The sequence below is a fragment of the Streptomyces barringtoniae genome (genome assembly GCF_020819595.1).
Taxonomy (GTDB): Bacteria; Actinomycetota; Actinomycetes; order Streptomycetales; family Streptomycetaceae; genus Streptomyces; species Streptomyces barringtoniae.
On sequence record NZ_JAJHNP010000007.1, the window covers coordinates 166,741 to 190,115 of the forward strand.

Genomic DNA, 23,375 nt, shown 5'->3' on the forward strand with positions numbered 1-23,375 from the left:
CCGGGACGCCTCGGGATCGGCTTCTCGTCGAGGCGCTTGTGCAGGGTGCCGCCGACTGTGCTGATCCACCCGCGTATGTCTACCGAGGCGGAGTCCGTTGAGATGCCGACGCTCGCGGGCCGGGCTGTCCGGCGACGTTCCCCGCACGGCGGCCCCTGTCTGCCGGGACGCCTCGGGATCGGCTTCTCGTCGAGGCGCTTGTGCAGGGTGCCGCCGACTGTGCTGATCCACCCGCGTATGTCTACCGAGGCGGAGTCCGTTGAGATGCCGACGCTCGCGGGCCGGGCTGGCCGGCGACGTTCCCCGCACGACGGCCCCTGTCTGCCGGGACGCCCCGGGACCGGCTTCTCGTCGACGTCCTGGTCCGCGGCACCGCTGACCCCGCTGATCCATCCGCGTACGCCTACCGAGAAGGAGGACCATGAGACGCCGACGTCTGCGGGCCGCGCTGACCGCGGCGACGGTCGCCACCGTCACCCTGGTCGCGCTGCCCGCCGCCGTACCCCCGGCGAGCGCCGCCCCGGCCCCCGCGCCCCGTCCCGCCGCCGCCCGCGACTGGTCGACGGCCGTCGTGGACTCCACCATGGCGCGCTACACGCCGGCCACCATCGGCGGCTGGTCGTACCCCGTGGGCCTGTACCTCTACGGCCAGTACCTCGTCTACCGGCGCACCCACGATCCCCGCCTGCTCGCCTACATCAAGGCCTACGTCGACCGGTTCGTGCACAGTGACGGCACGATCGACCAGTCCTTCAACAGCCTCGACAGCATGCAGGCGGGCCGGCTGCTGGTGGTCCTGCACCACGAGACCGGCCAGGACCGCTACCGCAAGGCCGCGCGGAAGATCCGCGACCGCCTGAACAGCTATCCGCGCACCTCCGACGGCGGCTTCTGGCACGCCGACACCAGCAGCCGGGCCCACCAACTGTGGGCGGACGGTGCCTACATGGTGAACACGTTCCTGGTCGAGTACGGCAAAGAGTTCGGCGACAGTGCCTACACGAACGACGAGGCCGCCAAGCAGTTGGCCGTCTACGGCGGTCACCTCCAGGTGGCGAACGGCCTGTTGCGGCACGCCTACGACGAGTCCAGGTCGGCGAGCTGGGCCGACCCGGCCACCGGACTCGCCCCGGAGCACTGGTGCCGTGCCGTGGGCTGGTACGCGATGGCGCTGGTGAACGTCCTCGACGCGATCCCGGCCGACCAGCCCCGGCGTCCTCAACTGCTCGGCACCTTGCGTACGTTGGCCTCGGCGCTGGAGAGGTACCAGGACCCGGCGTCCGGTCGCTGGTTCCAGGTGATGGACAAGGGCTCCCGGCCGGACAACTGGACCGAGACCTCCTGCTCCAGCATGTTCGCCTACGCCCTCTCCCGCGGCGTCCAACAGGGCTATCTGTACCCGCGCTTCGACGCGGTCGCCCGGCGCGGCCACCAGGGTGTGCTGGCCCGGCTGTCGGTCGGCGCGGACGGCCGTACGAACCTGGCCGACATCTCCGTCGGCACCAACGTCGGCGACTACGCGTACTACGTGGGCCGCACCCGGGCCACCAACGACTTCCACGGGCTCGGGGCCTTCCTGATCATGAACGAGCAACTGCGAGGTGATTCAGTGTCATGAGCACGTCCAGAAGGGTCGTGCTGGGTGCCGCGCTCGGCGGTGCCGTGACAGCAGCGACCGGCCTGCCCGCCACCGAGGCGCACGCCGCCTCCTGGCAGCTGAAGTGGTCGCCGTCGGCACGCAGCGACGGGCTCGGCGCCTTCGAGACCGTCGAGGACGACCGCGCGCACTCCCACCCTGCGGGCCATCCGCACATCTTCGCCACCGGCGACAACTGGCGCTTCAACATGCACACGGTCGACCGGGACACCTCCACCGACCGCCAGCGCCAGGAGGTCACCGGGCTGCGCACCGGCGCCGGCAGCTATCTGAGGTGGACCGAGGGCCAGACCTGGCGGCTCACGTACTCGATGTACATCCCCAGCACCCTCAAGGCGACGACCACCTTCACCCACATCATGCAGATGAAGCAGCCCGGCGCCGGCACCTCGCCGATCGTCGTGCAGTCGCTGCGGCGCCTGAACGGTGTCCAGACCATCGAACTGCGGCTCGCGATCGGCGACATCCTCGTCGGCCGTACGAACCTCGACCCGCTGCACGACAAGTGGACCGACGTCGACTTCCAGATCAAGATCGGCAACGGTTCGGCCGGTTCCGTCCGCTGGATCCTCAAGAACGGTTCCACCACCGTCGTCGACAAGTCCAGGTCCGGTGTCGACACCTTCCTCGCCGACCGGGTGCGCCCCAAGTGGGGCATCTACCGCTCCCTCGGCGACACCTCCGGATCCCTGCAGGACACCTACCTGCTGCTCACCAACCTCCGCGGCTACCAACTCGCCTAGAGGAGCGGTCTTCGTGAAACCCGCCATCGCCGACCCGAGACGGGCGGCGGCGATCGTCCTGTGCGTCCTCGCCGTCGTCCTCGGCCTCACCCACCCCGCCGCCTTCGCGGCCCCGCACCCTGCAACGCCCCGCCCGGCAACCGTTTACGACGTGCGCGACTACGGCGCCAAGGGCGACGGCTCGACCAACGACACCCCCGCCATCGACAAGGCCATCACCGCGGCCAACGCGGCGGGCGGCGGCACCGTCCGCCTCCCGGCCGGCACCTACAAGTCCAAGAACACCATCCACATGAAGAGCCATGTGACGCTCCAGGTCGACAAGGGCGCCACCCTCCAGGGCTCCTCCGCAGGCACCTACGACCCGCCCGAGTCCAACCCGAACGACAAGTACCAGGACTACGGGCACAGCCACTTCCACGACGCGATGATCTACGGCGACCGGCTGACCGACATCGGTTTCACCGGCGACGGGGTCATCGACGGCGCCGGCAACCTGATCACCGGCAACCCCAGGTCCGGGCAGGCCGACAAGATCCTCTCGCTGACCCGCTGCGACGGGCTCCGGCTCGGCGACGGTCTCACGCTGCGCCGCGGCGGCCACTTCGCCGCCCTGGTCAACGGATGCACGAACGTCGTCTCCGACCACCTGACCATCGACACCGCGAGCGACCGCGACGGCTGGAACGTCATCTCCACGACCGACGTCACGATCACCAACGCGCACATCGCGGCCAACGACGACGCCCTGGTCTTCAAGAGCGACTACGCCCTCGGCGCCAAGCTCCCCAACGGCCATGTGCGCGTGAGCGATTCGGTGCTGTCGGCGCGCTGCTGCAACGCCCTGATGTTCGGGTCCGAGACCTGCGGCGACTTCTCCGACTACCAGTTCGAGAAGATCCGTATCGAGGGCGCCGACAAGTCCGGGCTCGGCATGGTCTCCATGGACGGCGCGAAGATCTCCGACGTCCACTACCGCGACATCACCATGACCAACGTGCACTCGCCGATCATGGAGAAGATCGGCACGCGCAAACGGTGCGGAAACAGTCCTGGTGTCGGATCGATCAGCAACATCACCTACGACAGCATCACGGCCACCGGCAACAGCCCGTCCTTCAGCCCGACCCTGTGGGGCGAGGACGGCCACCGCATCAGCGACGTCACCTTCAACCATGTCAACATTACCGTCCCCGGCGGCAACGGCACCATGTCCACCGGTGTGCCGAGCAACGACCCCAAGGACTACAACCCCAAGAGCATCGGGACCCGGCCGGCGTACGGCTGGTACCTGCACGATGCCGACGGCGTCACCTTCACCGACAGCTCCGTGAAGTTTGCGGCGGACGACGGCCGCCCCGCCTTCATCGCCAACGCGGCGAGCGGCATCCGGTTGACCCGGTTCACAGCGCAGAAGGGCGGCAACTCACCTCACGACCTCGGTTTCCAGTCCGTCACCGGCTACTGCGTCAGCGACAGCCACACCACCAACGGCGGCGCCCTGCGCGTGTCGGCGAGCGGATCCAGCCAGAACTGCGCGGCACCGGTGCGCCCCGGCGACGTCCAGAACCCCCGCCAGGCCTTCCTCCGCGCCTCCGTCGGCGGCCTCTTCCTGCACTGGGGCCTGCGCACCGCCCCCGCGCACACCAGCTGCACCGCCTGGGAGAAGGACGTCACCAGCGGCGGCTGGACGCCGGACTACTGGGTGAACGAGGCGCGGAAACTGCACACGCAGTACATCGTGCTGGCGACCTTCCACAGCCGGCTCGGCTACGGCCGCCCGTGGCCGTCGAAGATCCCCGGTTCCTGCTCCACCGAGCGGGACTTCCTCGGTGAGCTGATCAACGCCGCGAAGGCCAAGGGCATGAAGGTCATCCTCTACATGACCGACGACCCCCAGTGGCACGACGAGGGCGGCCACGAGTGGCTCGACTCGGCCGCCTACTCCGCCTACAAGGGCAAGAACGTCGACCTCACCACCCGCGACGGCTTCGGGCAGTTCTCGTACGACAACTTCTTCGAGGTCATGGACCGCTACCCCGACCTCGGCGGCTTCTGGATCGACAACGACAACGCGTACTGGGAGAGCCACAACCTCTACGCGCAGATCTATCAGAAGCGCCCGAACTACACGCTCAGCAACAACAACGAAGACACGCCGATCATGGACATGATCAGCAATGAGCAGAAGACGGGGATGACGCCCGCCTACGACTACCCGCAGGCGATCTACACCGCCCAACCCCGCCTGACCGAGGCCGACTTCAAGCTGCCGTCGACCGGCGCCTGGTGGTACGACGGCTCGAACCCCACCGTCGACAAGATGCTCACGCTCGGCCGGCTGATCACCAACGCCGGCTCCTCGGTGAAGGCGCTCATGGCGGAGACCGCCCAGGTCAACGGCAAGTTCCCGGCGAACCAGGCGGACTTCAACAACTTCGCCAACTCCTACCTCGACAAGATCTGGGAGGCCCTGCACGGCACCGAGGGCGGTGGCTACATGTACGGCGGCCTCAAGCCCGGCTTCTGGAACGACGGCGCCCACGGCGTCACCACCGTCGCCAAGGACGACCCGAACCGGCAGTACATCCACGTCCTGACCCCGCCGAGCACCGGCACCCTGCGCATCCGCGACAACGGATACCGCATCGCGGCGGTCACCAACCTCCGTACCGGAGCGCCGGTTTCCTGGTCGCAGTCCGGCGGCGTGCTCACCCTCACCGGCCTCGGCGGCTGGGACCCGTACGACACCGTCTTCAAGGTGATCACCGCGGGGCGCCAGGGCATCGCGACCGGCGTCAAGGTCACCGCGAGCACGTCCGCGAGCGGCCACTCCGGCTCCGCCGCCGGCGACGGCGACCACCTCACCTACTGGGACAACGACAAGACGCTCCCGGTCAGCCTCACCTTCGACCTCGGCACGGCGCAGAAGGCGCAGTACCTCGGGCTGAACCAGCGCGAGGACTCCGTCGCCTACGCCCGCTCCGCCACCGAACAGTCCGCGCGGATCAAGGCCTACAAGGTCTACCTCAGCGACGACGGCAAGAACTGGGGCAGCCCCGTGAAGACCGGACAGCTCCCGAGCGCCCGTGGCATCCAGGGCATCGACCTGCCCGGCACGACGGCCCGCTATGTCCGCCTCGAGGTCGACACCACCTGGGCCGCCTCCACCGACACCACCCGCTACCAGCGGCTGCGGATCGACGAGGCCTGGATCGGCACCTCCTACGCCACACCCGCCCCGAAGGGACGTCCATGACCCGGCTCAGAACCCTCACGACTGCGGCGGCCGGGCTGCTCGTCGCCGCCGCCGTGCCCCTCGCCGGCGCCGCCCACCCCGCGGCCGCCTCCGGCAACGGCCAGTCCCTGCGGCCCGCCATGGGCTGGAGCAGCTGGAGTTTTGTACGCCGGCAGCCCACCGAGGCGAAGATCGAGGCCCAGGCCGACGCGCTGGCGTCGAGCGGCCTGAAGGACCACGGTTTCGTCCAGGTCAACCTCGACGACTTCTGGCAGAAATGCGATGCAAACGGTTTCACGGTCGACTCCCACGGCCGCTGGGCCGTGGACACCGCCAAGTTCCCCGACGGCATCAAGGCCCTCGCCGATCACGTCCACGCCAAGGGCCTGAAGTTCGGCTTCTACGTCACCCCCGGCATCGCGAAGAACGCCGTCCTGAAGAACACCCCGATCGAGGGCACGCCGTACCACGCGAAGGACATCGCGGACACCTCGAAGACGGAGAAGAACTACAACTGCAAGAACATGTACGCCATCGACTACTCCCGGCCCGGCGCCCAGGAGTTCGTCGACTCGTGGGCTGGCCAGTTCGCTTCATGGGGGGTCGACTACCTGAAGATCGACGGCGTGGGCAGCCAGGACATCCCCGACGTCCAGGCCTGGGACAAGGCCCTGCGCGCGACCGGCCGGCCCATCACCTTCGCCCTGTCCAACAACCTCCCCCTCGACCACGCCACCACCTGGCGTGCGCTCGCCAACAGCTGGCGCACCCAGGGTGACGTCGAGTGCTACTGCGGTCCGGGCCCCAACGGAAGCGGTTACCCGCTCACGAACTGGTCCCATGTCTCCACCCGCTTCGACTCGGCCGCCGCCTGGCAGCCGTACGCCGGCCCCGGCGGCTGGAACGACCTGGACTCCCTGGAGATCGGCAACGGCGACCAGGCGGGACTCACCGCCGACCAGCGCCGCTCCCAGTTCACGCTGTGGTCGATGGCGGCGGCACCGCTGCTGCTGGGCACCGACCTGACCCACCTCGACCCGGTCGACAAGGCGATGCTCACCAACGACCGGCTGATCGGCGTGGACCAGGACGGGGCCGCGGCGAAACGGATCGTGAACAGCGGGGTCAAGCAGGTCTGGAGCAAGCGGGAGAGCACCGGCGACTACGTGGTGGCCCTGTTCAACACCGGAACCTCCGGCAGCGCCACGGTCACCGTGAACTGGTCCCAGGTCGGGTTCACCGGCTCCGGTGACGTCACCGACCTGTGGTCCGGCTCCCACAAGGGCACGGTCACCGGCTCCTACAGCGCGACACTCCGCCCCGGCGAGACCCGGCTCGTCCGGGTCAGGCCCACCGCCGCCCCGAAGTCACTCGCGGCGTCCCCCGGCATGGCCGTCGCCCCCTACGAGTACCTGGGCTGGGGCGATCCGCCGGACCCGACCGAGGTGATGTCCGCGACCGGCGCCAAGTGGTTCACCCTCGCCTTCGTCCTGTCCGACGGCACCTGCAACCCCAAGTGGGACGGCACCCGGCCGCTGACCGGCGGCGGCGACCAGTCGGCGGTCAACCGCATACGGTCCGCGGGCGGCGATGTGATCGTCTCCGTCGGCGGCTGGAGCGGTGCCAAACTGGGGGAGAAGTGCTCCAGCGCCTCCGCACTGGCCGGCGCCTACCAGAAGGTGATCAACGCGTACAGGCTGAAGGCGCTCGACATCGACATCGAGAACACCGAGTGGTCGAACGCCACCGTCCGCCAGCGTGTCGTGGACGCCCTGAAGACCGTGAAGGCGAACAACCCCGGCCTGAAGACGGTCATCACCTTCGGCACCGCCACCAGCGGCCCCGACGCCACCGGCGTCGACATGATCAAGCGCGCGGCAAGGTCCGGCCTGGCCAACGACGTCTGGTGCGTCATGCCGTTCGACTTCGGCGGCGGCACCACGAACATGGGCACCCTCACCACGCAGGCCATGGAGGGCCTCAAGGCCCGGGTCAAGGCGGCCTACGGCTACGACGACGCCACCGCCTACGCCCACATCGGCCTGTCGTCCATGAACGGAAAGACCGACGACTCCGGTGAGCGCGTCCGCGTCGCCGACTTCCGGACCATGCTCGCCTACGCCCGGCAGCACCACATCGCGCGCCTCACCTACTGGTCCGCCAACCGCGACCGCCCCTGCGGCTCCGGCACCGACGGCGACTCCTGCAGCGGCGTGCCGCAGCAGCCGTACGACTACCTCAAGGTCTTCACCCAGTACACGGGCTGAGGGGAAACAAGGGGAACACCCATGCATCTCAAGAGAGTTCTGCCGTACGGCCTGGCCGCGGCCCTCGCGCTGCCCCTGGCCGGCCTCAGCCAGGGCACCGCCGTCGCGGCGACCGACTACCAGGCCGAGGACGCCCTGATCTCCCAGGGCACTGTCGCCAGCAACCACACCGGCTTCACGGGCACCGGTTTCGTCGACTACACCAACGTCAAGGGCTCCTACGTGGAGTTCACGGTCAGCGCGGCCTCCGCCGGTCCCGCGTCGGTCACCCTGCGGTACGCCAACGGCACCGCGGCCGACCGGCCGATGGACCTCTCCGTCAACGGCACTGTCGTCGCGCCCGCCGTCTCCTTCCCGGCCACGGCGGACTGGAACACCTGGGCCGCCAAGTCCGTCAACGTCACCCTGAAGGCGGGCAGCAACGAGATCCGGGCGACGGCCACCACGGCGAACGGCGGCCCCAACCTCGACCGCGTGAGCCTCGGCACGCCGACCGACACGCAGGCCCCGACCCGCCCCGGGCAGCCCTCCTGCTCGGACATCGGCGAGGACCGTCTGACCCTGTCCTGGGGCGCGTCGACCGACGACGTGGGTGTCGCGGCGTACGACCTCTACGAGCACGGCAACAAGATCGGCGAGGCGCCGGGGGACACGACCTCGAAGTCGCTGACCGGACTCGCCCCGAACACCACCTACGACCTCACGGTCATCGCCCGTGACGCGGCCGGCAACACCTCGCCCGCCAGCCCGGTCGTCGACTGCACCACCAAGCCCAGCTCCGACACGACACCGCCGACCGCGCCCGGCACCCTGCACACGGCCGACGTCACGTCGAACACGGTCGACCTCACCTGGGGCGCCTCGACCGACGACCACGCGGTCACCGCCTACGACGTGCGCAGCGACACCACCGTCTACAAGACCGTCACCAGCGGGACGTCCACCACGCTCACCGGGCTCGCCTGCGACAGCCCGTACAGCCTGAACGTCGTCGCCCGGGACGCCGCCGGCAACGTCTCCGCGCCGAGCAACACGGTCTCCTTCACCACCAAGGCCTGCGCCACCGACGGCGGTGTCCCGTCCTCCATCGCCACCCTGTCCACCGGCTGGACCATCCCCTGGGGCACCTACTGGATGCCCGACGGCCAGTCCGCCCTGGTCACCGAGCGGGACGACTTCCGGGTGTGGAAGCTGACCAAGAGCGGCGCGAAGACACAGGTGGGCACGGTCCCCAACGCGGTCACCACCAACGGCGAGGGCGGTCTGCTCGGCGTCGCCGTCGACCCCAAGTGGGAGACCAACCACTACGTCTACTTCATGCACACCGCCGCCGAGGGCAACCGGGTCGTCCGCATGACCTACGACGGCACGACACTCAGCGGCTACAAGGTGCTGCTGCAGGGCATCAAGAAGAACCGCTACCACAACGGCGGCCGCCTCGCCTTCGGCCCCGACGGCTACCTGTACGTCTCCACCGGCGAGGCCCAGCAGCCCGACCTCGCGCAGGACAAGAACTCCCTCAACGGCAAGATCCTGCGCATGACCACCGACGGCAAGCCGGCCCCCGGCAACCCTTTCGGCAACTACGTCTACTCCTACGGCCACCGCAACCCGCAGGGCCTCGCCTTCGACCGCAACGGGCGGCTCTGGGAGGCGGAGTTCGGCAACAGCTCCAAGGACGAACTGAACCTCATCAAGCCCGGCTCCAACTACGGCTGGCCCACCTGCGAGGGCAGCTGCAACGTCGCCGGCATGACCAACCCCAAGGCCACCTGGAACGTCTCCGAGGCCTCGCCGAGCGGCATCGCCATCGTCCGCAATGTGATCTACATGGCGTCCCTGCGCGGCGAACGCCTCTGGCGCATCCCCGTCAACGGCGACACCGAGAGCGTCGGCACACCGAGTGCGTACTACGTCGGCACCTACGGCCGGCTGCGCACCGTGACCAAGGTGCCGGGCGCCGACCAGCTGTGGCTGTCCACCACCAACTGCGACAACAACGGAGGTGCCGCCGACGGCTCGGACAAGATCTTCAAGGTGACGATCAGTTGACGCCCCATAGGGAAGATCACGTCCGGTAGAGGGCCTCGACCTCGTTGCCGTACGCCTTCTCGATCGCCTTCCGCTTCAGCTTCAACGAGGGTGTGAGCAGGCCGTGTTCCTCGGTGAACGGCTGCGCGAGTATGCGGAAGGTACGGATCGACTCGGCCTGGGAGACGAGGGTGTTGGCGGCGACCACCGCCCGCCGCACCTCCGTCTCCAGGTCCGGGTCGCGCACCAGCTCGGCCGGGGTCATCCTCGGCTTTCCGCGCATCTGCAGCCAGTGCTCGACGGCCTCCTGGTCGAGGGTGACCAGGGCGGCGATGTAGGGGCGGTCGTTGCCGACGACGATGCACTGGTTGACCAGCGGATGCTCCCGGACCCGCTCCTCCAGCACACCGGGGGAGACGCTCTTGCCGCCGGAGGTCACCAGGATCTCCTTCTTGCGGCCGGTGATGGTCAGATAGCCGTCCTCGTCCAGCGAACCGAGGTCGCCGGTGGCCAGCCAGCCGTCGTGCAGGGTCTCGTCGCTGGCCTTCGGATTGTTGAGATAGCCCTGGAAAACGTTTCCCCCGTACAGCCAGATCTCCCCGTCGTCGCCGATGTGCACGGTCACCCCGGGGATGGCCTGGCCGACGGTGCCGTAGCGGGTGCGCTCGGGCGGGTTGGCGGTCGCGGCGGCCGTCGACTCGGTCAGGCCGTAGCCCTCGTAGATCTGCACGCCGGCGCCGGCGAAGAACAGGCCCAGCCGGCGGTCCATCGCCGAACCGCCGGACATGGCGTTGCGGATCCGGCCGCCCATCGCCGCGCGGACCTTGGAGTAGACGACCTTGTCGAAGAACTGGTGCTGCATGCGCAGCCCCGCCGACGGACCGGGCCCGGTGCCCCACGCCTTGGCCTCCACGGCCTCCGCGTACTTCACCGCGATGTCGACCGCCTTCTCGAACGGCCCCGCCTTGCCCTCCTTCTCCGCCTTCCGGCGGGCGGCGTTGAACACCTTCTCGAAGATGTACGGCACCGCGAGGATGAACGTCGGCTTGAACGCCTGCAGGTCGGGGAGCAGGGCGGCGGCGTTCAGCTGCGGCTGGTGCCCGAAGCGGACCCGGCCGCGGATCGCGGCGACCTCCACCATCCGCCCGAAGACGTGCGCGAGCGGCAGGAACAGCAGGGTGGAGGCCTCGTCGTCCTTCTTGGTGTGGAACACCGGCTGCCACCGCTGGATCATCGTGTCCGCCTCGTACATGAAGTTCGCGTGCGAGAGGACACAGCCCTTGGGGCGGCCGGTGGTGCCCGAGGTGTAGATGATGGTGGCGACCGAGTCCGGGGTGACCGCCTGCCGGTGCCGGTGCACCAGGTCGTCGTCCAGGTGCGCCCCGGCGTCGTACAGCTCCTGCACACAGCCGGAGTCCAGCTGCCACAGCTGGCGCAGCTGCGGGAGGCGGTCGATGACGGTGGCGATGGTCATCGCGTGGTCCTCGTGCTCCACGATCGCCGCGGACACCTCGGCGTCGTACAGCATCCAGAAGCACTGCTCGGCCGAGGACGTGGGGTAGACGGGCACCACCTGGGCGCCGATCGACCACAGGGCGAAGTCGAACAGGGTCCACTCGTAGCGGGTGCGGGACATGATGGCGACGCGGTCGCCGAAGCGGATGCCGCGCGCGAGGAGGCCCTTGGCGAGGGCCATGACCTCGTCGCGGAACTCGGCGGACGTCACCTCCCGCCACTGCCCGGAGGCGTCCTTGCGTCCGAGAGCGACGTGTGCCGGGTCCGTCCGGGCATGCTCGAAGACCGCGTCGGCCAGACCGCCCACCGGCGTTGCCGACGTGAGCGGCGGGTTGGTGAACTCGCGCAAACCTCGCTCCCCGATCCTCGCTGCATGGTCACGCCCGTGATGCTCGGCACAGCGCGGTGAAAGCTACCCCACCCCGTCACCGGGCGGGAGGGGGGCGGAAACCGAGCAAACCTCACGTTTCCCCCGGGAGGTGACCGGAAAATGCCCGCACATGGGGAAGGGCCGGACACGATACTGACGGGTCAGTAAGTTTCGGTGCCGTAATCTCCACCGAATCTGTACGCGGCGATTACGGTGCAACCGTATCGATCGTCGCATACCCGGCACCACCGGGAGCGGGTGGCGTACACCGCGAGGGGCGGCCCCGGAGAACCCCCGGACCGCCCTCACCGCCGCGCGTAGCGGTCAGCGGTGCGCCGGCACCGCCTTCCCCGCCTCCGCCTTCTCCGCGTCCGCCCCGGATCCCTTCCGCTGCGCGGGCCGGTCCGCCCGCACGAGCAGCAGCACCAGCACGCCCGCGACCGTGCCCGCGAGCCCCGCCACCACCAGCGCGCCGTTCAGACCGGAGGCGAACGCGTCGCGCAGGGTGCGCTCAGGGAAGCCGCCGCGCAGCGCCCCGGCCCCGCCGCCGGCCAGGGCGTGGGCCGCGCCACCCGGCAGCGTGCCGGTCATCCGGGAGGTCAGCACGGTACCGAGGACGGCCACGCCGAGCGCGTACCCGAGCTGCCGGACGGTGTTCACCGCACCGCCCGCCATCCCGGCCCGCTCCGGCGGCACCGCGGCCAGCGCGGCGCCGGCCACCGTCGGACCGACGAACCCGGTGCCGACGCCGACCAGCACGAACCCGGGCACCAGCGCCGTCCAGGAGGCACCGGCGTCCAGAACGGCCTGGCACAGGTTTCCGGTGCCGATCAGCAGCAGGCCGCCGCCGATGGTGAGCCGCGCCGGCACGCCGTGCAGCAGCCGGCCCACCAGTACGGCGACGAGCATCGCCGCGACCGTCATCGGAAGCAGCGTGAGTCCGCCGCGCACCGGCGACATCCCCAGCATCGTCTGCATCCAGATCGACAGGTACGGCGTCACGCCGAAGGCCACCCCGTTGAAGGCGAACGCCCCCAGCATCACCCCGACGAACGCGGGCCGCCGCAGCAGTGCCAGGTCCAGCAGCGGATGCGCGCTTCTCCGCTCCACCACCACGAACAGCACCAGCGCCAGTGCCGCGCACCCGAACGCCGTGAGCGCCGCCGGCGACGTCCAGCCGTCCTCGCCGGCCCGCACGACCGCATACGTCACACCGCCGCCGAAGCCGGCGAACGTGGCCATGCCCGCCCAGTCCACGCGCATCCCGCGCGGACCCCGCGACTCCGGCACAGCACGCAGCGTCAGCCACACCTCGACGACGCTCACCGGCAGATTGACGAAGAAGATCCAGCGCCAGCCGGGCCCCTCGGTGAGCAGACCGCCCAGCACCGGACCGACCGCCGCCGCCCCGCCGCTCACCGCACCCCACACACCGAGCGCCACCGACCGCTGCCTGTCCCGGTAGACCGAGCCCAGCAACGGCAGCGTCGTCGCGAGCATCGCCGCCGCGCCGACGCCCTGCAGCGCCCGCGCCGCCACCAGCACGGCCGGCCCTGTCGAGATCCCGCACAGCAGCGAGGCCACCGCGAACAGCACGACACCCGCCACATGCACCCGGCGGCGCCCGAGGATGTCGGCGGCGGCCCCCGCCCCGAGCAGCAGCGCGGCCAGCGCGAGCGCGTACCCGTCGACCACCCACTGCAGATCACCCAGCGACGCGTGCAGCGAAGCGGCCATGTCCGGCAGCGCCACCACCACGATCGTCACGTCCAGCAACAACATGAACGTGCCCAGGCACACGGCCGTGAGCGTCCCCCAACTGCGCATGTCCTCCCACTCCCCGTAAGTCTGTACAACGGCGTTCGATCGCTCCGTACGATGGCCCCGGCACGGCCGATCGACTGCGTCCATCCCGCCCAACCGGTGGAATCCGACAGGAGAGCACATGCTGGAGATGGAATCCGACACATTCGACCGGCTCGACCTGCAGCTGCTGTCCGCGCTGGAGGTCGACGCCCGGGCCTCCTTCACCCGTATCGCCTCCGTGCTCGGCGTCTCCGACCAGACCATCGCGCGCCGCTACCGGCGACTGTGCGCGGAAGGAGGCCTGCGGGTCGTCGCCATGCGGGACGCCTACCGGCTCGGCCAGGACCAGTGGATGCTGCGGATCCGCTGTGCGCCGGACGGCGCCGTCGCCATCGCCGAGGCCCTCGCGCGGCGCCCCGACACCTACTGGATCGGGCTCGCCTCGGGCGGCACCGAGGTGCTGTGCCTGACCCGGCCGCGCACCCCGGGCGACCACGACGAGTTGTTGCTCGGCAAACTGCCGCGCACGCCGAGCGTGGTCGAGATCCGCGCCCACCAGCTTCTGTACCGGTTCTACGGCGGTGCGGAGGGCTGGCTCCGCAAGTTCGCCGTCCTCACCGACGAGCAGATCGCCGCACTGCGCCCCGCCGTGGACCCCGCCCCTGGCCCCGCCCGCATCGAACCCGAGGACGAACCCCTGCTGGCCGTCCTGGAGCGTGACGGTCGGGCCTCCTACCCCGAGCTCGTACGCGCGACAGGCCGCTCGGAGTCCTCGGTCAAGCGCCGGCTGGCGGCGCTGCGTGCCTCCGGGGCGGTGTACATCGACGCCGAGTACCACTCGGAGATGCTCGGCCATCCCGTCGTCGCCGCGCTGTGGATCACCGCCGCACCGGCCGCCCTGCACTCCGTCGGCGAGGCCCTGGCCGCACACGAGGAGACGGCCTGGGTCTCCGCGACGGCCGGTCCCTCCAACCTCGTGGTCACCGCGCTGGCCCGCAGCACCGCCGGCCTCTATGCCTACCTCAGCGGTCCCCTCGGGCAACTGCAGGGAGTGCAGCACGTGGAGACCACGCCGTTCCTGCGCCGGGTCAAGCAGCTGACGTACCCGGTGCCGCGCTGACCGCCTTCAGCCGCCCCGCCGCCGCAGCCGCTCCCCGCCCGCGAGGACGGCCGCGGCCAGTGCGTTCGCCGCTTCCTCTGCCGTGCCGCGGCGTCGGCCGTGGGCGAGGACGAAGTCGACCTTGCCGAGGTCGGGCAGGCCGGTGCGGTCCGGCAGGCGGACGAGGCCGGGCGGGATCAGGTGCCGGGAGTGGGCCATCACGCCGAGCCCGGCGCGCGCCGCCGCGAGCAGCCCGTTGAGGCTGCCGCTGGTGCACACGATCCGCCAGGCGCGGCCCTCCCGCTCCAGCGCCTCCAGTGCGCGGGCCCGGGTGATGCCGGGCGGGGGATACACGATCAGCGGGACGGGCCGGTCCGCGTCCAGGCGCAGCCGCTCGGCGCCGATCCACACCAGGTCGTCGCGCCAGACCAGGTCGCCACGCGGATCCTCCGGGCGCCGCTTGGCGAGGACCAGGTCCAGCTTCCCGGCGGCCAGCTGCTCGTGCAGGGTGCCGGACAGTTCCACGGTCAGCTCCAGGTCGACCTCCGGATGGTCGTAGCGGAAGCCCTCCAGGATCTCCGGCAGCCGAGTGAGCACGAAGTCCTCGGACGCCCCGAACCGCAGCCGGCCGCGCACCCGGGTGCCGGTGAAGAACGCCGTCGCCTGCTCGTGGACGCGCAGGATCCGGCGGGCGAAGCCCAGCATCGCCTCGCCGTCCTCGGTGAGCTCCACCGAATGGGTGTCCCGGGTGAACAGCTGCCGCCCGGTCGCGTCCTCCAGGCGGCGCACATGCTGGCTCACCGTGGACTGACGCAGCCCCAGCCGGCGCGCGGCCTGCGTGAAGCTCAGCGTCTGGGCGACCGCGAGAAAGGTGCGCAGGTGCGTCGGGTCGTACACGAGACGAGGCTATCGCATTTCATGATGACAGTCAGAGCGGTAACCGGGATTCCCGATCGGCGCTCCGAGGGGGAAGATGAACGGGGGCCCTGCGGGGCTGCACCGGAACGAAAGCAAGAGAGCAATCGGAGCACCGTGAAACGCCTGCGCTGGCCGAGCTGGATGCCGATCGACCCGTACATCGTCCTGCTGCTGGGTACGGTGGGGCTCGCCGCGCTGTTCCCGGCCAGGGGCACCGGCGCCGACGTGGCCTCGGGCGCGTCGACGGCCGCGATCGCCTTCCTCTTCTTCCTCTACGGCGCCCGGCTCTCCACCCGGGAGGCGCTGGACGGGCTGCGCCACTGGCGCCTCCACGTCACCGTGCTGGTCTGCACGTTCGTCCTCTTCCCGGTGTTCGGGCTGGCGGCGCGCGCTCTGGTGCCGGTGCTGCTGACCCAGCCGCTCTACCAGGGGCTGCTGTTCCTGACGCTGGTGCCGTCCACGATCCAGTCGTCCATCGCGTTCACCTCGATCGCCCGCGGCAACGTGCCCGCGGCGATCTGCGCGGGCTCCTTCTCCTCCCTCATCGGCATCGTCCTCACCCCGCTGCTGGCGGCCGCGGTGCTCGGCAACAGCGGGGGCGGGTTCTCCGCCGACTCGCTGGTCAAGATCGTGCTGCAGCTGCTGGTGCCGTTCCTCGCCGGGCAGGTGCTGCGCCGCTGGATCGGAGGCTTCGTCGCCCGGCACAAGAAGGTCCTCGGGCTGGTCGACCGCGGCTCGATCCTGCTGGTCGTGTACACCGCCTTCAGCGAGGGCATGACCCGGGGCATCTGGCACCAGGTCAGCCCCGCCCGGCTCGGCGGGCTGCTCGCCGTGGAGGCCGCCCTGCTCGCCGTGATGCTCCTGCTGACCTGGTACGGCGGCAGGGCGCTCGGCTTCGGCCGGGAGGACCGGATCGCCATCCAGTTCGCCGGCTCGAAGAAGTCCCTCGCCTCCGGGCTGCCCATGGCCAGTGTCCTCTTCGGCGCCCACGCCTCCCTCGCCGTGCTGCCGCTGATGCTCTTCCACCAGATGCAGCTGATGGTGTGCGCGGTCATCGCCAAGCGCCGGGCCCGGGACCCGGAGGAGGTCCGGGGCAGCGCCGGCGAGTCAGCCGCCCACCTGGTCCAGGGGCAGCCACAGGACCGTGTCCTTCGGTGACCCGAGCGCCTTCGCGTCCGACAGTTCCTCGTCGCTCAGGGCCCGGTCCCAGACGTGCACCTCGTCGATGGCGCCGGTGAAGAAGGCCCGGCTGTCCATGCGCTGACCGATGTGCACGCCGAAGGGGGAGTTACGGCTGACCGACCCCGGTATGTCGGCGACGGAGGTCTCCGTACCGTCGACGAACAGCGACAGCCGCCCGCCGCCCCGGCGCAGCACCAGGTGGTGCCACCGGCCGTCGTTGTACGCGGTGTCCGTGCGGACGTAGGCGGTCTGCGGCGCGATCGCCCCGTCCCGTACCGTGATCAGCCCCTGTATGCGGTTGTTCGCCGGCTCCCCGCGCACCCACACCTGCGGCTGGCTGGTGCCGGTCCCGCCCATCCACAGCAGCGGCTGCTCCCCGGTCGTGGCCGTGTACCGGAACCACAGGGAGGCTGTGAAGTCCTTCGTCCCCAGGGGCAAACCGGTGCGGAAGGGCAGGCGTACCGCGGCGTCGGTGCCGTCGAACTCCAGCGCGCCGCCGAAGACCCCGTCCGTCTCCTCGGCGCCGCCGAGCACCGCGGCCGGGCGGGCGTGCGGGGCGAGGTCGGCGGTGACCGGGTCGGGGCCGCGGCGGGGGGCGAGCCAGTCCTCGGTGAAGCGGGCGAAGCGGATCTCGTCGCGCGCGTCCACGGCGCCGCCCTCGTAGATCAGGCCCACCGTGTCCGCGTCGGCGCGCACCAGGTCGGAGTAGCCGGACCAGTCCCGGGTGACGACCGTGCCGCGGTCCACGCTGTCCCAGGTGCGGCCGCCGTCGTAGGAGGAGCGGATCATCATCGTGCGCCGCCGGTCGGGGTCGGCGGGGCAGGCCAGCAGAAGGCGGTCGCCCAGGCGCAGCATGGAGCCCTGCACCTGCGGGACGTACAGGTCGGGCAGGTCGTGGAAGGGCGCGGTGAAGCTGCCTCCGCCGTCGCGGCTGACGGCCTGGGTGCGGTGGCCGAGGTCGGTGCCGTCCTGCTCCCGGCCGCTGACCAGGAGGGAGCCGTCGCCGCGCTCGGCGAGGGTGAGTTCGGACGGCTTCTGCCGGAAGGTGCCGTCGGCGGCGATGGGCCAGGTGTCGGTGGCGCCGATCCGCCAGTGGCCGCCGTGGTCGTCGCTGACGATCAGCGCCGCGTGGTTGGCGGTGATCCGGCTGCCGTCCCAGGTCTCGGTGTTGACCCCGAAGACCAGCCGGCCCGCGTACCGGCCCCGGGTCAGCTGGATGCCGTGCACGGGCCCGGTCGCGTACCAGGAGTTCCAGTCGGCGGGCAGGATCTCCGGGCTCAGATCGCGCGGCTCGGACCAGGTCCGGCCGTCGTCGTCGCTGTACTGCAGGTGCGGGGTGCGGTCGCAGGGGATCGAGCAACTGGCGCTGTCGGTGCGGCCGGTGTTGTACGTCTCCGCCAGCCAGACCCGGCCCGTTGCGCGGTCCACGATCGGCGCCGGGTTGCCGTGCGTGTCCCCGGCGCCCTCGTTGACCACCTGCAACGGGCCCCAGGTGCGGCCGCTGTCGGTGGAGCGCTTGAGCACGATGTCGATGTCGGCGGCGTCCCCGCAGTTGAGGACCCGGCCCTCGGCGAACGCCAGCAGGGTGCCGTCGGCCGTCCGCACGATCGCCGGTATGCGGAAGCAGGCGTAGCCGGGGTCCTGGGAGGCCTTGAAGAGGATCTGCTGCTCGAACTCGCGGTCGCCTGCAGGGGATTGAGCGTGTGCCGGGTGGGGGGTTGCGAGCGGAACCAGGAGCAGAGCCGCCGTGGTGAGGGCGGTGGCGAGTACGGCTCTGAGACGGGCGCGAAGACCTGACGGCATGCTGCGACCTGCCCTTCGTCGGCAGACATCCGGACAACCGGACATCCCACGTCCAACGTGCGCCCCATCGACGGTAGTTGGGGCCAGGTCGCCTCACAAGGAGCGTGCAGCACAAGGAGCGCGCACCGGGTCTACGGGTGCAGCACCACCTTGCCGAGGTTGGCCCGCCGCTCGATCGTCTCGTGCGCCTTCGCCGCGTCCTCCAGGGCGAACTCGGCGTGCACGGCGGGCTTCAGGGTGCCGTCGGCGAACAGCCGCCACAGCTCCTGGCGCCACAGCTCGTACAGGTCCGGCCGGCCGCGGGCGATCAGGGCCATCTGGAACCCGATCACCGACTTGGCGCCGACCAGCAGGTCGTACGCCTGGATGGTGCCGCCGCCCGAGCTGTAGGCGACGAGGCGGCCGTGCGGGGCCAGGGCGGCGAGCGCGGGGGTGAGCAGGTCACCGCCGACGGCGTCCAGTACGCAGTCGACGGGGTCTCCCCAGCTGTCGTCGCCGTACGGGACACAGTCGTCCGCACCGAGCGAGCGGACGAACTCGGCCTTGCCCGGGTCGGACACGGCCCCCACCACCCGTCCGGCGCCCCGCGCCCGCGCCAGCTGGACGGCGAGGTGACCGATCCCGCTGGCCGCCGCCGTGACGAGGACCGCCTCGCCCGGTGCCGGCCGCGCCGCCTCCAGCGCCCCGTACGCCACCAGGCCGCTGCGCACCAGTGCGATCGCGTCCACGGCGTCGGCGCCGTCCGGTATCGGGGAGGTCATGGCCTCGTGCAGCAGGGCGAAGTCGGCGTACCCGTGCCCGAAGCACATCCCCGTCACCTGCTCGCCCGGCCGGAAGCGGGTCACGCCCTCGCCGACCGCCACCACCTCGCCGGCGATCTCGCCGCCGAGCGCGATCGGCTCGGCGGCCTCGGTGACCTTGCGGACCACGGGCAGGGTGACGCCGATCGCGGCGCAGCGCACCAGCAGCTCGCCGGGACCGGGCTCGGGGACGGGTGCCTCCTCCAGGAACAGGGGGCCGCCGGCGGATTCATACCGGACGCGACGCATCGCACACACCTCCACGGCCGGGCACACCCCGGCACATTGGCCGTTGGGAACTCCAACGAATTCGTTGGGAGGCCCAACGGTAGCGGAGTTTCGTTGGGAGGTCCAACGGTTTCTCGGCTAGGCTGCCGTCATGGCCGAAGCATCCCTGCCCGCGATCCGCTCCCTGCCCAGCTGGCTCCTCGGCCGCGCCGCCGCCCGGGGCCGTTCCCTGGTCGCCGACGCGCTCGCGGCCGAGGGTCAGAAGATGTGGCACCACGTGGTCCTCTCCGCCGTCCGCGACCTCCAGCCCGTCGCCCAGGCCGACCTCGGCCGCAGTGTGGGCCTGGACCCCAAGGACCTGGTCGGCGTGCTCAACGACCTGCAGTCCGCCGGCCATGTCCTGCGTGCCCCCGACCCCAGGGACCGGCGCAAGAACGCCGTGTCCCTCACCGACGACGGCGCCCGCCTCCTCCTGCGCTGCGAGAAGGCGGCCCGCGAGGCCAACGACGAGCTGCTCGCCCCGCTGTCGGCCGCCGAACGCGATCAGTTCACGGGCCTGTTGATCCGGATTTCCGGCACGGACGGCTGACGGCGGCTAACGTTCCGTCATGACCGCAGCTCCCGTCCTCGACCCGCAGCGCACCGCCCTGGTCCTCGTCGACCTGATGGAACGTATCGTCGCGCTGCCCCTGGAACCCCGCAAAGGCACCGAAGTGCTCACCTCCGCCGAGGAGTTGGCGCGCACCTTCCGCACCGCCGGCGCACCCGTCGTCCTCGTCCGGGTCGAGCGCCCCTCGGTCGCCGAACAGCCGCCCGGCAGCTCGCTCGTGCCCGGCCTCGCCGCGCACGGCGACCTGGAGGTGGTCAAGCGGACCATCGGCGCCTTCCAGGGCACCGGCCTGGACGAGCGGCTGCGCGAACGCGGCGTCACGACCCTGGTGTTCGGCGGCATCGCCACCAACCTCGGTGTCGAGTCGACCGCCCGCGCCGCCGGCGACCTCGGCTACGACCTCGTCTTCGTCGAGGACGCCATGGCCGCCCTCACCGCCGCCGAGCACGAGGCCTCCGTCCGGCTCGACTTCCCCCGGCTCGGCACGGTGGTGAGCGCCGCCGACGTACGCCTCACCCCCGCATGAGCCCTCACACCAGCGTCCCGCCCCCGTCCACGACCACCACCGAACCGGTGCTGTAACCCCCACGCATCAGATACAGATACGCCTCCGCCACATCCGCCGGCTCGCCGACCCGCCCCACCGGCAGCGACTCGGCGGACGACCGGAACAGCCCCTCCCGTGCGTCCTCAGGCACCTCCCGCCACAGCTCGGTGCGCACCAGCCCGGGCGAGACCGCGTTGACCCGCAGCGGAGCCAGCTCCACCGCCAGCGCCCGGGCCAGCGACTCCATCGCCCCGCACAGCGCCGAGGCCGCACTCGACCCCGGCAGCGGCCGGCGCCCCGCCGTCCCCGTGGTCAGCACCACCGACCCGCCCGGGCGGATCGAGGCGGCGCCGTACTTCACCGCCGTGTACGCCCCCCACAGCCGCGTGTCCAGGAACCGCCGCGCCCGTACGACATCCGCCTCCGCCAACGGCTCCAGCAGCAGCGACTCACCCGCGGTGTACACCAGGTGGTCGTACGCGCCGATCCGCTCGAAGAAGCCGCGCACCGCGTCCTCGTCCGTCGCGTCCAGCACCCTCCCCTCGGCGCCCTCCGGCAGCCGCTTCAGCGCCGCGTCCACGCTCTCCTGCCGGCGCGAGGCCACGACCACCTCTGCGCCCTCCCGTGCCGCGCCCTCGGCGACCGCGAGCCCGATCCCCGACGTACCCCCGATGACGACGATCCGCTGTCCTTGCAGCCCCATGCTGTGTCCCCTTCCTCGTTGCCTGACGGGATCCAGCCTGCGACCGCCCGCGGCCCGCCGTCCAAGACCTCTTCCGGCCGTGGCGATACCCTGAAGGTATCGCCGGGGAAAGGGGCGGCCGTGGACCTCGACCTGCGGAAAGTCCGCTACTTCGTGGCGGTCGCCGAACACCTGCACTTCGGCCGCGCCGCCGAACGGCTGCACATCGCACAGCCGGTCCTCAGCCGTCAGATCCGCGCACTGGAGAAGGACTTGGGCGCCGAGCTGTTCGTACGCGGCAGCCATGGCGTGACCTTGACCGACGCCGGACGGCAACTCCTCGACGACGGACGGCAGTTGCTGGCCACCGCCGACGGGACGCGCCGCCGCGTACTGCGCGCCGCACGCGGGCCCCGGCGCCTCCTCGTCGGCTTCCGCGCCGGTGTCGTCGTCACCCGCGCCCTGCGCGCCTTCACGGCGGCGCACCCGGACGTGGAGACCAACGCCCGGCGAGTCGAGTGGGACGACCAGGAGCGGCTGATCCTCGACGGGACCGTCGACATCGCCTACGTACGGCGACCGGTCCGCGAGGACGGGCTGGAATTGCGTCCCCTGTACAGCGAGACCCGCGTGGCCATGCTCCCGGAGGGCCACCGGCTGGCCGGCAAGCAGGAGCTGTCGCTCGCCGACCTCGACGGCGAGCGGTGGCTCAGATACGCCGATCCCCGGCCCGGCGACCTGCCGATCCGCACCATCGAGGAGAAGTTCGAGTGCGTGGCCGCCGGCACCGGCATCACGCTCGTCCCGCGCTCGGTCGCCGAGCAGTACTCCCGCCCGGACATCAGCTATGTGCCGGTCCCCGACGCCGAACCGGACCAGGTCCTGCTGGCCTGGGCGGCCGGCCGCGGCTCACCCCTGATCACGGCGTTCGTCGAAGCGGCGCAGTCCCTCGGCTGAGGCGGGGCCCGGCGGCGCAGGGGGCGCTCCCCGCCGGTCCGGGCCCCGCCGCCGTGCCGCGGGGAGGCACCTCAGCCCTGGGCGGCCGCCTCCCGCAGGGCGATGCGGTGCTCGCCCGCGTACACGTTCATCGAGCTGCCCCGCAGGAACCCCACCAGCGTCAGACCCGTCTCCGCGGCCAGGTCCACCGCCAGCGACGACGGCGCCGACACCGCGGCCAGCACCGGGATGCCCGCCATCACCGCCTTCTGCGCCAGCTCGAACGAGGCCCGCCCGGAGACCAGCAGGATCGCCCGCGACAGCGGCAGCCCGCCGTTCTGCAGCGCCCGCCCGACCAGTTTGTCGACCGCGTTGTGCCGGCCCACGTCCTCCCGTATGTCCAGCAGCTCGCCGGCCTCGGAGAACAGGGCCGCCGCGTGCAGGCCCCCGGTCCGGTCGAACACCCGCTGGGCCGCCCGCAGCCGGTCGGGGAGGCTCGCCAGCAGCTCCGGGGCGACCCGGACCGGGGGAGTGTCGGCGATCGGGAAGCGCGCCGTCGTCCGTACGGCGTCCAGGCTGGCCTTGCCGCACAGGCCGCACGAGGAGGACGTGTAGACGTTCCGCTCCAGGGTGAAGTCCGGCAGGGCGACGCCGGGCGCGGTCTTCACGTCGACCACGTTGTAGGTGTTCGAGCCGTCCGCCGTCGCACCCGCGCAGTAGACGATGTTCTGCAGATCGTCCGCGGTGGCCAGGACGCCCTCGCTCACCAGGAAGCCCGCCGCCAGCGCGAAGTCGTCGCCGGGTGTGCGCATGGTGATCGCGAGCGGCTTGCCGTTGAGCCGGATCTCCAGGGGTTCCTCGGCGACGAGTGTGTCCGGCCGGGTGGAGAGCGCCCCGTCCCGGATGCGGAGGACCTTGCGTCGTTCCGTGACTCGTCCCATGT

The 23,375-nt window shown here is 71.0% G+C and carries 17 protein-coding genes; 10 read left to right on the forward strand and 7 right to left on the reverse strand.

What is annotated here, in order from left to right; genetic code table 11:
* Positions 1–421 precede the first annotated feature (421 nt).
* From LMU33_RS14570 to LMU33_RS14590, 5 genes are read left to right on the forward strand one after another with little or no spacing between them, the layout of a single operon-like run.
* Complete coding sequence (locus LMU33_RS14570; RefSeq protein WP_228620770.1) at positions 422–1,618, forward strand: glycoside hydrolase family 88/105 protein; 1,197 nt, start codon at positions 422–424, stop codon at positions 1,616–1,618.
* A complete protein-coding gene (locus LMU33_RS14575; protein ID WP_228620772.1) occupies positions 1,615–2,400 on the forward strand; it encodes a polysaccharide lyase in 786 nt (261 codons plus the stop codon). Before LMU33_RS14570 ends, LMU33_RS14575 begins: the two co-directional genes overlap by 4 nt.
* A gap of 13 nt (positions 2,401–2,413) precedes the next feature.
* Positions 2,414–5,659, forward strand: coding sequence for a glycosyl hydrolase family 28 protein (locus LMU33_RS14580; RefSeq protein WP_372477961.1), 3,246 nt, complete (start codon positions 2,414–2,416; stop codon positions 5,657–5,659).
* Complete coding sequence (locus tag LMU33_RS14585) at positions 5,656–7,905, forward strand: alpha-galactosidase (RefSeq protein ID WP_228620774.1); 2,250 nt, start codon at positions 5,656–5,658, stop codon at positions 7,903–7,905. Before LMU33_RS14580 ends, LMU33_RS14585 begins: the two co-directional genes overlap by 4 nt.
* Before the next feature lie 21 nt (positions 7,906–7,926).
* Entirely contained in the window at positions 7,927–9,957 is a 2,031-nt protein-coding gene (locus LMU33_RS14590) for a PQQ-dependent sugar dehydrogenase (RefSeq protein WP_228620776.1), read from the forward strand.
* 16 nt (positions 9,958–9,973) lie between these two features.
* Here the strand turns inward: LMU33_RS14590 and LMU33_RS14595 are convergent, their stop codons facing one another.
* Both LMU33_RS14595 and LMU33_RS14600 read right to left on the reverse strand, forming a co-directional pair.
* The gene (locus LMU33_RS14595; RefSeq protein ID WP_228620778.1) at positions 9,974–11,800 is read right to left on the reverse strand and encodes an AMP-dependent synthetase/ligase; all 1,827 of its coding nucleotides are present in this window, start codon (positions 11,798–11,800) and stop codon (positions 9,974–9,976) included.
* A gap of 345 nt (positions 11,801–12,145) precedes the next feature.
* Positions 12,146–13,648: an MFS transporter gene (locus tag LMU33_RS14600; protein ID WP_228620779.1), complete on the reverse strand. Its 1,503-nt coding sequence runs from the start codon at positions 13,646–13,648 to the stop codon at positions 12,146–12,148.
* 118 nt (positions 13,649–13,766) lie between these two features.
* Here LMU33_RS14600 and LMU33_RS14605 point away from each other — a divergent pair, with 118 nt between their 5' ends.
* Complete coding sequence (locus LMU33_RS14605) at positions 13,767–14,747, forward strand: Lrp/AsnC family transcriptional regulator (RefSeq protein ID WP_228620781.1); 981 nt, start codon at positions 13,767–13,769, stop codon at positions 14,745–14,747.
* Between the two features lie 6 nt (positions 14,748–14,753).
* Here LMU33_RS14605 and LMU33_RS14610 read toward each other — a convergent pair whose 3' ends face one another.
* The gene (locus LMU33_RS14610) at positions 14,754–15,623 is read right to left on the reverse strand and encodes a LysR substrate-binding domain-containing protein (protein ID WP_228620783.1); all 870 of its coding nucleotides are present in this window, start codon (positions 15,621–15,623) and stop codon (positions 14,754–14,756) included.
* A gap of 162 nt (positions 15,624–15,785) precedes the next feature.
* On the opposite strand from LMU33_RS14610, the gene LMU33_RS14615 reads away from it, so the two are divergent.
* The gene (locus LMU33_RS14615; protein ID WP_249813814.1) at positions 15,786–16,802 is read left to right on the forward strand and encodes a bile acid:sodium symporter family protein; all 1,017 of its coding nucleotides are present in this window, start codon (positions 15,786–15,788) and stop codon (positions 16,800–16,802) included.
* On the opposite strand, the gene LMU33_RS14620 is transcribed toward LMU33_RS14615, so the two are convergent.
* Together LMU33_RS14620 and LMU33_RS14625 are read right to left on the reverse strand one after the other, a co-directional pair.
* Complete coding sequence (locus LMU33_RS14620) at positions 16,752–18,629, reverse strand: sialidase family protein (RefSeq protein WP_228620787.1); 1,878 nt, start codon at positions 18,627–18,629, stop codon at positions 16,752–16,754. The genes LMU33_RS14615 and LMU33_RS14620 overlap by 51 nt on opposite strands.
* 131 nt (positions 18,630–18,760) lie before the next feature.
* The gene (locus tag LMU33_RS14625) at positions 18,761–19,678 is read right to left on the reverse strand and encodes a quinone oxidoreductase family protein (protein WP_228620789.1); all 918 of its coding nucleotides are present in this window, start codon (positions 19,676–19,678) and stop codon (positions 18,761–18,763) included.
* A 130-nt stretch (positions 19,679–19,808) separates the two neighbouring features.
* Here LMU33_RS14625 and LMU33_RS14630 point away from each other — a divergent pair, with 130 nt between their 5' ends.
* Both LMU33_RS14630 and LMU33_RS14635 read left to right on the forward strand, forming a co-directional pair.
* On the forward strand, positions 19,809–20,246 hold the full coding sequence (locus LMU33_RS14630; protein WP_228620791.1) for a MarR family winged helix-turn-helix transcriptional regulator: 438 nt from the start codon (positions 19,809–19,811) through the stop codon (positions 20,244–20,246).
* Between the two features lie 19 nt (positions 20,247–20,265).
* A complete protein-coding gene (locus LMU33_RS14635; protein ID WP_228620793.1) occupies positions 20,266–20,793 on the forward strand; it encodes an isochorismatase family protein in 528 nt (175 codons plus the stop codon).
* Between the two features lie 4 nt (positions 20,794–20,797).
* Here the strand turns inward: LMU33_RS14635 and LMU33_RS14640 are convergent, their stop codons facing one another.
* On the reverse strand, positions 20,798–21,517 hold the full coding sequence (locus LMU33_RS14640; protein ID WP_228620795.1) for an SDR family oxidoreductase: 720 nt from the start codon (positions 21,515–21,517) through the stop codon (positions 20,798–20,800).
* A gap of 120 nt (positions 21,518–21,637) precedes the next feature.
* On the opposite strand from LMU33_RS14640, the gene LMU33_RS14645 reads away from it, so the two are divergent.
* Entirely contained in the window at positions 21,638–22,453 is an 816-nt protein-coding gene (locus LMU33_RS14645) for a LysR family transcriptional regulator (protein ID WP_228620796.1), read from the forward strand.
* 71 nt (positions 22,454–22,524) lie between these two features.
* Here the strand turns inward: LMU33_RS14645 and fdhD are convergent, their stop codons facing one another.
* Positions 22,525–23,373, reverse strand: coding sequence for a formate dehydrogenase accessory sulfurtransferase FdhD (gene fdhD / locus LMU33_RS14650; RefSeq protein ID WP_228620797.1), 849 nt, complete (start codon positions 23,371–23,373; stop codon positions 22,525–22,527).
* Positions 23,374–23,375 lie beyond the last annotated feature (2 nt).